The organism is Haloimpatiens myeolchijeotgali (assembly GCF_042688525.2).
In the GTDB taxonomy this organism is placed as follows: domain Bacteria; phylum Bacillota; class Clostridia; order Clostridiales; family Clostridiaceae; genus Haloimpatiens.
The window spans coordinates 2,047,291-2,058,740 of record NZ_JBHWAB010000001.1; the positions used below are offsets into that span (position 1 = coordinate 2,047,291).

Here is an 11,450-nt window from a genome sequence, read left to right on the forward strand (position 1 = left end):
TGAAAGTGCATTATAAAGTTAATTAAAATTGAAAAATATTTAGAAAAGTATGTATAATAATAAATACATACTTTATTTTTTTATACAGGGAGGTATAAGTATTTATGAGAGTGCTAATAATCGAAGATGAAATTGAATTATCAAAAACATTAAAACAAGGGTTAATAGAATTTGGTTTTGCAGTTGATATTGCTAATAAGGGATTAGAAGGAGAAGAAAAAGCTTTAGTAACTGAATACGATATCATAATTTTGGATTTGAATTTGCCAGATAAAGATGGTTTAGAAATTTGTAAAACATTAAGAATAGAAGGAATAGATACTCCTATTTTAATGCTTACAGCAAGAGATAAAATTTCAGACAAAGCTCTTGGGTTAGACAACGGTGCTGATGATTATTTAATAAAACCTTTTGCATTTGAAGAACTTAGAGCAAGAATGCAGGCGCTTGTTAGACGTTCTCATGGAAGAAGTAATCCAATAATAACAATTGGATTACTTATAATAAATCCAGCTTCCCGTATTGTTACTTATGACAAAAAAGAAATAAAATTAACTGCTAGAGAATTTGACATTTTAGAATACATGGGAAGCAAATATCCACAGGTTGTTTCTACAGAGGATATTTTAGAACATGTATGGGATGATAATATAGATATATTTTCAAATGTTGTAAGAGTTCATTTAGCTAACTTAAGAAGAAAGTTAAAAAAAGAAACAGGAGAGCCACTGATAGAAACAATAAAGGGAAAGGGGTATAGATTATGTTAAAATTAAGGACTAGAATTGCATTAATATTCAGTCTTTTTGTAATTATAGCAGTTATCACTCTAGTAATATTATTTAATATTTCTTTAAAAAGCAGTTTGAAGGAAAAACCGTTAGTTGAAAAAATATACCCTAATGGAGTTTATGTAACTGTTCATGGGGTATCAAAAGAAAGTATTTCGTTTGAACCTAAATTGAAATTTTTACCAGAGAATTTAACAAAAACTAATGTAAATACTGTTCAATTAGATAATTTATTAGTGAATGAATTATCCAAAAGATTAATATGGATATCTTTAATTACTATTTTTGTTATCATATCGATTACCTTTTTTATCAGTAAGTATATATCAAGTTTAGCAATGAAACCTATAAGATCCGTTTCTAAAATGATTGATAGGATGTCACCAGAAAAGTTAGAATTATTTTCTGAAAAACCTAAAACAGATTATGAGATGGTAAAATTAACACAGACCTATAATAATGCTATTAAAAGGTTAAATAGAACTTATACAGATCTAGAACGATTTAATTCCTATGCTTCCCATGAAATTAGAAATTCTTTAGCTATATTAAAATCAAAAATAGAAATAGATTGTGAAAAAAAAGAATTAAATAAATATGTAGATAATTTAAAAAAGACTATTGATGATATGCTCATAATATCTTCAAGACAAATTAATGATAAAGGCGAATTAGTAGATATGGCTTTAGTGGCTGCCCAAGGCGTTGACGAATATTTATCTACTGGAAGAAAAATTGAATTAGAAATTCCTGAAGAAGGTGTATCGCCAGTTGTTGGGAAGGAAGTATGGTTACACAGAAGTATATGTAATTTGTTAGACAATGCAATAAAATATAGTGACAAAGATACACCAATAATTGTGAATGTGAAGGAATACTTAGGCTCTGTAATTGTTTCTGTAAAAGATTTTGGAAAAGGAATACCAGAAAAAGAACAAGAGTACATTTGGAAACCTTATTACAGTATACCAAATTCAAAGAAAAACGGATATGGAATTGGATTGGCACTTATAAAAAATGCGGTAGATCTTTGCAATGGTATTGTGTGGGTAGAAAGTTCTGCTGGAGAAGGAAGCACATTTTATATTTCATTGCCTGTTTCTTTATGTTAGCTTAACATTGAATTTTATATAATTCAATTAACGAAAGGAAAGGAGTTGGAATATATGTTTAGTTTTAAACAAGCTTTAAAAAATGTAGTAAGAATTCCAGGTAGAAGTATTTTATTGGGAGTTATAATGTTTATTATTACAGCATCAGTTTTTGTAGGGTTGTCAATTAAAGCTGGTACAAATAAAAGTATTACAGAGACAAGAAAAAAATTAGGTAATGATGTCACTATTCAGGTTGATGAACAAAATCTTCAAAAAAAATTTATGGAGTCAATGCAAAAAGGTGAAGAACCAGATAAAATTAAAATTGACCCATTAACTGAAAAAATTGTAGACAAATATAAAAATTCAAAATATGTAAAGGACTATAATTATACATCTGAGATGTCATTGACTACTAATTTGAAAGCAGTAGGCGAAAATAATGAGACCAATAAAAATACTAAAGGAATAGTAATAAATGGCAAAAATGGAGAAAAGTCAAAAGAAGTAGAAATAGAAATGCCCAAAATTAAACTTATAGGGGATTCAAATCCAAAATATCAATCAGATTTTAAAAATGGAGATAAAAAAATAGTTAAGGGAAGATTCTATAATGAAGAAGAAATAAAAAACAAAAAGCCAGTTGTAGTTGTAAGTAAACTTTTTGCTGATTTAAACAAGTTAAAAGTAGGGGATACCATAGAAGTAAGAGGATTAGAAGATAAAAAAGTTAAGAAATTAAAAATTATAGGATTATATGAGGACAGTGTTCAGGAAGATATGTCTATACCAATACCATTTATGTATAGAGCAAATACAATGTATTCACCTATAAGTACTGTAAATGACATGTTTACTAAAAATTCAAAAGATAAAATTATAAAAAAGGCAACATATTTTGTTGATGACCCAATTAACATAGAATCATTTAAAAAAGAAATTAAAGATTCAGGTTTAAATTTAGAAAATTATGCAGTAGATGCCAATGATACGGAGTATAAAAAACTAGTAGGTCCACTAGAAAAATTGAATTCTTTTATGGATATATTCTTAATAATTGTTGTTGCATCAGGAGGCGCTGTTATGATTTTACTTATGACTTTAACAACAAGAGAAAGAAAAATGGAAATAGGTGTATTGAGGGCATTAGGTGTGAAAAAGAGAAAAATTGCACTTCAAATTATAATAGAAACATTATTAATTACTACACTTGCTTTAGGAGCTGGAGGAATAGCAGGAAAGGCAATATCACAAAAAACAGGACAATATTTACTTCAAAAAGAAATTACCGCTCAAAAGAAAGTAGAAGATGAAAATAAGAAAGATCCTTTTGGAGGTTCACTTATAATTGGTGAAACTAATAACAAAAAAAGCGAGTCTGTAAAACCTATAGATGACATTGATACTGTAGTTGGAACAAAAGAAATACTAGCGTTAATACTTGTAGGATTATTTATAGCTTCTTGTGGAAGTATAGCTTCAAGTTACTGGATAATGAAATATGAACCTATGAATATACTAAATAATAGAAATTAAAGGGGTGAATATAATGGAAGAAATATTAAGAGTTGAAGATGTTTCTTATGAATATAATTCTATGAATGAAAAAGTCATGGCAGTAAAAAAAGTAAATGCTTGTTTTGAAAAAGGAAAAGTTTATGCAATAACAGGTAGCTCAGGAAGTGGAAAGACTACGCTTCTCTCGCTTTTAGCTGGGTTAGATAAAGTTAAAAATGGAGATATATTTTTCAAAGAAAATTCATTAAAAAAATTAGACAGAGATAAATATAGAAGTAATGATATAGGAATTGTATTTCAATCATTTAATTTGCTTCCTCAATTGACGGCTGCAGAAAACGTAATGATTTCATTAGAACTTTGTAAGTGGCCATCAAATGAAAGAAAAATCAGAGCTATGCAGCTATTAAAAAAAGTTGGACTTAATGAAGATAAAGCCAAAAGAAGAGTTTTAAAATTGAGTGGTGGTGAGCAGCAAAGAGTTGCTATAGCAAGGGCATTATCTTCTAATCCTGAATTAATTTTAGCCGATGAACCTACTGGAAACTTAGATAGTAGAACTGGAGATATTATAACAAAAATTTTAACGGATTTAGCTCACAAAGAAAATAAATGTATTATAATTGTAACTCATTCTAATACATTAGCTAAAAAAGCAGATGAAGTGTATGGTATGAAAGATGGTGTTTTACATCCAATTAGAGTAAATGTTGGGTATGAAGATTAAAAAATAAATATTTAAAAAGCACTATTAAATTATTGAGATGAAATTTAATAGTGTTTTTTTATTATAAAAATTTCAACTTTTGCAGTAAAAAAATACTGTCTAGCGAAGGGAAATGATATATTGCGTAAGAAACATTTGAACAAAGTTTACAAGTTCTTAGCTTTACGAATTTGAAAAAAGTTATTTTTTAATTACTGATTCCTACGGAATATTAATTAAAAAATCTTTTTTCAATATGAGTAAAGTTTAGAACTTGTTACTGAAGTGAAAGGTTTCTAAGCAAGATATCATTTTCCGTAGCGGCTGTTTTTTACTTGTGAAAGTTGAGTGAAAATTTAATATCTTATTGAAAAAAGTTTTTTTATTTGATATTGTAAAATAGTATTAGCATATTATATGTGTAAAGGATGTTTATTATGGATTTTATGAAAATAGTTTCAAGTGTTCAAAATATCTGTGAAGCAATATCAAGTGTTTTAAAGATTGATGTAACTATAGTTGATGATAAATTAAATAGAATCGGTGGTACAGGAAGATATAGTAAGTGCATTGGAGAGAGAGTAACTGGTAATTCTGCCTTTGGATTTACTTTAAAAAAAGGAGAAAGCTTTATAATTGAAAATCCTGGCAGTCATCCTGCTTGTCTAAAATGTGATTGTAAAGAAGACTGTAAGGAATATGCAGAAGTATGTTGTCCTATAAAAATTAATAATGATATTGTAGGAGTTATAGGACTTATTGCTTTTGAAGAAGAACAAAGAGATACCATACTAAAAAATGAAGAAAATCTTATGACTTTTTTAAATAGAATGGCAGATTTGATATCTTCAAAGCTTTTGGAAATGGAAAATACAAATAAAATAAAACTTCTTTTAAGAGAATTAGAAATTGTGTTAAACTCTGTTGATAGAGGAGTTATTGCCTGTGATAGTGATGGAAATATACTACACTACAATAAAAAAGCACTTAAATTATTTCAAGTTGATAAAAAACAAATATCAAATATGAACATAAGAGATTTCATTGGTGATATAAATATAAGTAAATTAATACAAGAGAATGTAGGTATAAAAAATAAGCAATTTCGATATAAAAATGATCACCATCGTTTTAGAGGTATTTTTGATGGTAATCCTATTACTATAGGAGATAAAAGTTTTGGCATAGTTTTTACATTTAGTAATATTAAAGATGTAATAAACATAGTAAATGATGTAACAATAGCAAATATTATAACAAGTTTTGACGATATTATAGGTACAGAAGGATGCTTGAAAGAGGTAAAAATAGAGGCTCAAAAGGCTGCAAAATCATCTTCTACAGTACTAGTATTAGGGGAAAGTGGGACAGGTAAAGAACTATTTGCTAGAGCAATTCATTTTGAGAGTGATAGAGCTAAAAAACCGTTTATTCCAATAAACTGTGCTGCTATACCTGAACAATTATTAGAAAGTGAATTATTTGGATATGAAGAAGGGGCTTTTTCTGGAGCTAAACGTGGAGGAAAAACTGGAAAATTTGAACTAGCAAACAAAGGAACAATTTTTTTAGATGAAATTGGTGATATGCCTATTCACCTTCAAACAAAGCTTTTAAGAGTTTTACAGGATAGAGTTGTTGAAAGAGTTGGAGGAAAAGAGTTTATTCCAATAGATGTAAGAGTTATTGCAGCAACTAATAAAGATTTAGAAAATAAAGTACTTGAAGGAGAATTTAGACAGGATTTATTTTATAGGCTTAATGTAATTCCTTTAAATGTTCCTCCGTTAAGAGAAAGAAAAGAAGATATTCCAATTCTTGTACAATATCTTCTTAATAAATGTAATAAAAAGTTGGAGAAAAATATTGAAAACTTTGATTATAATTCTCTTGAAATTTTTATGAACTATGATTGGCCAGGTAATGTAAGAGAACTTGAAAATACTATAGAGTATGCAGTTAATATGTGCAGTGGTAATTTGATTAGAGATGTTGATTTGCCTAATAGATTAAAAAATGTTGATAGATCAGTAGCTATACCTAACTTTACAGAGATTATCCCAATAAAGGATTTAGAAAAAGGAGAAATAATAAAAGCTATAAAGCATTTTGGTGGAACTAAACAGGCTATTACAAAAGCTGCTGAGGCTCTTGGCATAAGTAGAGCAACTATGTATAGAAAAATTAAAGAATACGAAGTGAAAATTTAATATTGAAATTGTAATCCAGTCTCAAAATGATACAAATTCTCATTTTGAGACTGTTTTTTAATCTATTTTTCTCATTTTGAGAAAATTAGATTAAAAAACATACAAAATTCAATGCTTTTCATGTTGGCACAATTATTGCTAATTATATATTACAAAGCTTATAACTTGTAAAAATAATATTGATTTTTAATTTATCAATAAAAATATAAGAAATAAAAAGAAGTGGGGGAGACTTATGAATTTAGAAAAAATTATAGTTGAAACATTAAAAGAGGAAGTAGTTCCTGCAATAGGATGTACTGAGCCGGTGGCAGTAGCTTTAGCCTGTGCAAAAGCTAAAGAATTAATTAAATTTGAAGAAATAGACACTGTAAAGGTTTTAGTTAGTCCTAATATATATAAAAATGGTTTATCTGTAGGAATACCAAATACAGATCAAGTAGGATTATATATTGCATCTGCTTTAGGAATAGTAGGTGGAAATAGCGAAAGAGAACTTGAAGTATTAAAAGATATTACAAAAGAACAAGTAGAAAAGGCAAAAGCGCTATTGGATAGTGGAAAAGTTGCATTAGGAATTAAAGATACAGATGAAAAAATATATATAGAAGTAAATCTTAGCACTAATAAAGGAACTTCAAAAGCAATAATAAAAGAAAGACATAGTAATTTTGTATACTTAGAATCAAATGGGGAAGTTTTACTAAATCTTCAAGAAGGTAATGGCGAGAGTGATAGTAAGGGAGAAAATGTTTTATACACTTTAAAAATAAGAGATATCGTAAGAGCAATAGAAAAAATACCTTATAATGATATTAAATTTATGTTAGACGGTCTTACTATGAATGAAAAAGTAGCAGAAGAAGGATTGAAACAAAAGAAAGGATTAGGAGTAGGATTTGGGTTCCACGAAAGCATGAAAAAAGGAATATTAGCAGATGACTTGATGAATTGTTCTATGATGCTTACTGCAGCTTCATCTGATGTTAGAATGTCTGGTGTAAGTATGCCTGTAATGAGCAGTAACGGAAGTGGTAATAATGGATTAACAGCAATATTACCTATAGCTGCTTATAGAAAAAAATTTGATGTAGATAATGAAAAAATAGCTAGAGCAGTAGCAATAAGTCATATTATAAACAGTTATATTAAACACTATATTGGTAGATTATCAGCTATATGCGGCTGTGGAGTTGCAGCAGGAACGGGTGCTGGCGCTGCCATTGCTTGGTTAATGGGTGGTAATGACGATCAAATAGATGGAGCTATAAAGAATATGTTAGCAGATACTAGTGGAATGATTTGTGATGGAGCAAAGGTTGGTTGTGCATTAAAACTTGCTACTTCAGCTTCAGCAGCTGTTCAATCTGCATTACTTGCAGTAAATGATAACATAGTACCACCTTATAATGGAATTATAGCAGAGTCTGTAGAAGAAACAATAAGAAATTTAAATGCTTTATCAACAAAAGGAATGAATGTAACTGATCATGTTATATTAGATGTAATGAAAGGAATGCAAACAAAAGCATAATATAAGAACTTTTAATATTATTATAAAAGTAAAGTATAAAGTATAAAGTTTAAAGTACAAAGAGCAAATAAGATGTTTTTCTTAATTTGTAATTTGTACTTTATTTTTTTTATTTTATCTAAGTTTCTTAATAGTTTCTTAATAATTTCATATGTTGTTTTGTAAGTTTTAGTATCTATAATTATAAATGAAAGTAAGGTATAGGGGTGACCAAATTGGAATTTATGTTAAAATGTAATAGATATAAGCTTTAAAAATTAGCAATATGTATTTATAATATGATAGAGGTGACGGTATGGAAAGTAAAAAAGTTTTAGTTGTTGACGACGAAAAAGAAATAAGGGATGCTATAGAAATATATTTGAATGGAAGTGACATTCAGGTTTTTAAAGCACAAGATGGTATTGAGGCATTAGAGATATTAGGCGAACAAGAGGTAGATCTCATAATACTCGATGTTATGATGCCGAAGATGGATGGTATAAGAACTTGTATGAGAATAAGAGAAAATAAAAATATACCTATTATTATGCTTTCAGCTAAAAGTGAAGATATAGATAAAATTCTAGGTCTTAATATAGGAGCAGACGATTATATAACAAAGCCTTTTAATCCTTTAGAATTAGTTGCAAGGGTAAAGTCACAACTTAGAAGGTATTTATACCTTGGAAATGGTGAAGTAAGTAATGATGAAATAAAAATAAAAGAATTAGTTATAAATAAAGCATCTAAGATTGTAACGGTAGATGGAGAGAATGTTAAGCTTACACCACTTGAATATAAAATATTACAATTTTTAGCAGAAAACCCAGGCAGAGTTATGTCCATTAAGCAAATATATGAAAATGTATGGAATGAACCGTTTTTTGGAAATCAAAATACAGTAACAGTTCATATAAGAAGAATACGAGAAAAAATAGAAATAAATCCTAAAGAACCTAAATATATTAAGGTGGTGTGGGGTATTGGATACAAAATGGACAAATAAAAGTAATGAATGTAATAAAGTTAGAAATTTTTTAATTGTAAGTTTAGTGGTTTTCATAATAACAATAATAGGTATTAATTTTAGTGTGGACTTATTTATAAATGGAAATATAAATAACATATTAAAAAAGGATGAAATAATACAAAGACAGTTTATGATAAATGCTAAGAGTGTCAGTGAAGAGATGTATTCATATACAGATTATTTAAATGGTTTAAGAAATGACAAAATATTAGGAAGTGACTTGCATGAACAATTTCAAAACCGTAATGTAAAATTTTTATTTGTAGATAATAAAACAGGGAATATATATACAAATTATTATGATTTACTTTTGGGAAAAAATAATATAGAAGAATATTTAAAACAAAATGCTTATGTTTTTTACAAGGCTGACAATAATAAAAAGTTTTCTCCTTTAACTATAGGGTCACCAGAATATATAAAAAAGATGACTATATCAAAGGATTTTATAGAGTATTATTGGTATGATAAAAATGATAGTAATACAAAAAGTTTTATGAGAAGTTATATATTAAGACCAGTAGTTAAAGCTTGGGAAAAACTGATTTTTAGTATAGCATGTTTAATTATTTTAATAGTATATTTGGTAAAAACTATTCCATGGGTTAAAAAAGAAGGTAAAGAAAATGTATTACAACAGATAAAGAAATACACCAGTTATACTTTCGATAAAATAAAGGAGATATTTACAAATTTAACTGATTTAATAGAGAATTTGATAAAAGATGCTCCTACAGATAAAAGATTGAAAAATATATTAGTTACAATGATTTGTAGAACTGGTTTCATGATAATATATGCATTAATGTTTTTTACTGGTTTAACAGATGTATATACGAAAGGTGAATTTGTAACTATTATAGGAATGGGATTTATATTTTGGTATTGTGTAATAAGTCCTTTTTTAGAAGCAAAGAAAAAAAATAGATTTATTAATATTTTAAATTATTCACAAAAACTTGTGCAAGGAGATTTTTCTTCAGAAATAGATGAGTATAGTATAAAAAATAAAAGAAATGGTACTAATTTTAAAAGTGTATTTTTATTTTTTGCTTTAAGAAGTGTATTTATGCTTATGTTGATAGCAGCCTTTGGTAAAAATTATACATTTGGGTCATTTTTGAGTTTTTGTTTTGCAGTTTGGTATTCTATAATTGAGCCTATTCGTATGTATAAAAGTGAGCTATATTTAAAAAAAATATTAGAAGGAACAGAACAAATGTCTGGAGGAAATTTTGATTTTACACTTGAAGAACAAAATGAAAATGACTTAGTAATATTAGCAAGAAATATTAATTCCATAAAACAAGGTTATCAAAAAGCATTAGAAGAGCATATAAAAAATGAAAGATTAAAAACAGAACTTATTTCAAATGTTTCACATGACTTAAAAACGCCACTTACTTCTATAGTGACTTATGTTGATTTACTTAAAAGAGATGAATTAACAGAAGAAGAAAGAAAAGATTATATAAAGATACTTGATAGAAAAGCCAATAAATTAAAAGTTTTGATTGAGGATTTATTTGAGGTTTCAAAAATTAACAGCGGAAAGGTACAGCTTCATAAAGAAAAAGTTGATGTTGTAGATCTTATATATCAATCTTTAGGTGAATATACAACCAATTGTCAAGAAAACAATATAGACTTTAAGGTGAATACTTTTGAGTCTTCAGTGTGTCTTCAGTTGGATGGAAAGCAGATGTCAAGAGTTTTTGAAAACTTAATATCTAATACATGTAAATATGCTATGAAGAATACTAGAGCTTATATTGATATTGTTAATGAAAATAATAATATTAAAATATCTTTTAAAAATATTTCAGCTTATGAAATGAATTTTGATGTAGATGAAATAGTAGAAAGATTTAAAAGAGGGGATGAATCAAGAAATTCAAAAGTTGAAGGTTCAGGTTTAGGTCTTGCTATCGCAAAAAGTATAGTTGAACTTCATGGAGGAAAGATGTATATTGAGAAAGAATGTGATATGTTTAAGGTATTTATAGTTTTCAGAAAATAGGGGAATGAAAAATAAATATATATAAGAACTGTGTTAAAGTAGAAACTTATTTTAACACAGTTTTTTTAATTAATATTATGATTTATATTATATAAATTAATCATATATATTTTTTTAAAATCTATAATTTTTCATGTCATAAATTACAATGTATTATCAAATAATAAAGTTGGTGGTGATTATATGAGTAATAGTTTAGAAAAAGAATTTAGTAAATTAATAAAGAATGAATTAGAAAGTGTTAATGAAAGGTTAGATAATTTTGAGGAGAGGTTAAATAACTTGGAAAATAAAATAAATAAAAATTCTAAAATGCTTAAGAGTTTAGATGAAAATAATGTTACAATAAGTAATAATCAACAAAATATGGTTAGCTTGCTTAAAGATATGAAAATTGAAGTGAAAATTATGAGAGAGTCTATAGATGAAATTGACAATACTTCTTCAAGTATTGGTCTAATTTAGAACAGTTAGTAAATAAATATATATAAGGTTTAAAAACACGTTTATATTATATTTTTCAATTAAAGTATTTAGATAATTGCAACGATATAGTTAATATATT

General features: G+C 27.2%; 9 protein-coding genes. All 9 read left to right on the forward strand.

Features of this window, described 5'->3' with window-relative positions; all coding sequences use genetic code 11:
* Nucleotides 1-104: 104 nt before the first annotated feature.
* The 9 genes from ACFIJ5_RS09110 (at nucleotide 105) to ACFIJ5_RS09150 (ending at nucleotide 11,350) form a co-directional block, all read left to right on the forward strand.
* Nucleotides 105-770 carry a response regulator transcription factor gene (locus ACFIJ5_RS09110; protein WP_379806247.1) on the forward strand — a complete coding sequence of 222 codons (666 nt, stop codon included), beginning with the start codon at nucleotides 105-107 and terminating at the stop codon, nucleotides 768-770.
* Entirely contained in the window at nucleotides 764-1,903 is a 1,140-nt protein-coding gene (locus tag ACFIJ5_RS09115) for a sensor histidine kinase (protein ID WP_379806249.1), read from the forward strand. The genes ACFIJ5_RS09110 and ACFIJ5_RS09115 overlap by 7 nt, the downstream gene beginning before the upstream one ends.
* 54 nt (nucleotides 1,904-1,957) lie before the next feature.
* Nucleotides 1,958-3,421: an ABC transporter permease gene (locus ACFIJ5_RS09120; RefSeq protein WP_379806251.1), complete on the forward strand. Its 1,464-nt coding sequence runs from the start codon at nucleotides 1,958-1,960 to the stop codon at nucleotides 3,419-3,421.
* A gap of 13 nt (nucleotides 3,422-3,434) precedes the next feature.
* Nucleotides 3,435-4,130 carry an ABC transporter ATP-binding protein gene (locus tag ACFIJ5_RS09125; RefSeq protein WP_379806253.1) on the forward strand — a complete coding sequence of 232 codons (696 nt, stop codon included), beginning with the start codon at nucleotides 3,435-3,437 and terminating at the stop codon, nucleotides 4,128-4,130.
* A 416-nt stretch (nucleotides 4,131-4,546) separates the two neighbouring features.
* Nucleotides 4,547-6,319: a sigma-54 interaction domain-containing protein gene (locus tag ACFIJ5_RS09130; RefSeq protein WP_379806255.1), complete on the forward strand. Its 1,773-nt coding sequence runs from the start codon at nucleotides 4,547-4,549 to the stop codon at nucleotides 6,317-6,319.
* A 235-nt stretch (nucleotides 6,320-6,554) separates the two neighbouring features.
* Nucleotides 6,555-7,853 (forward strand): L-cysteine desulfidase family protein, encoded by a 1,299-nt coding sequence (locus ACFIJ5_RS09135; protein WP_379806257.1) that lies wholly within the window; start codon nucleotides 6,555-6,557, stop codon nucleotides 7,851-7,853.
* A 295-nt stretch (nucleotides 7,854-8,148) separates the two neighbouring features.
* Nucleotides 8,149-8,841 carry a response regulator transcription factor gene (locus ACFIJ5_RS09140; protein ID WP_379806259.1) on the forward strand — a complete coding sequence of 231 codons (693 nt, stop codon included), beginning with the start codon at nucleotides 8,149-8,151 and terminating at the stop codon, nucleotides 8,839-8,841.
* A complete protein-coding gene (locus tag ACFIJ5_RS09145; RefSeq protein WP_379806261.1) occupies nucleotides 8,819-10,885 on the forward strand; it encodes a sensor histidine kinase in 2,067 nt (688 codons plus the stop codon). The genes ACFIJ5_RS09140 and ACFIJ5_RS09145 overlap by 23 nt, the downstream gene beginning before the upstream one ends.
* A gap of 183 nt (nucleotides 10,886-11,068) precedes the next feature.
* Nucleotides 11,069-11,350 (forward strand): hypothetical protein, encoded by a 282-nt coding sequence (locus ACFIJ5_RS09150; protein WP_379806263.1) that lies wholly within the window; start codon nucleotides 11,069-11,071, stop codon nucleotides 11,348-11,350.
* Nucleotides 11,351-11,450 lie beyond the last annotated feature (100 nt).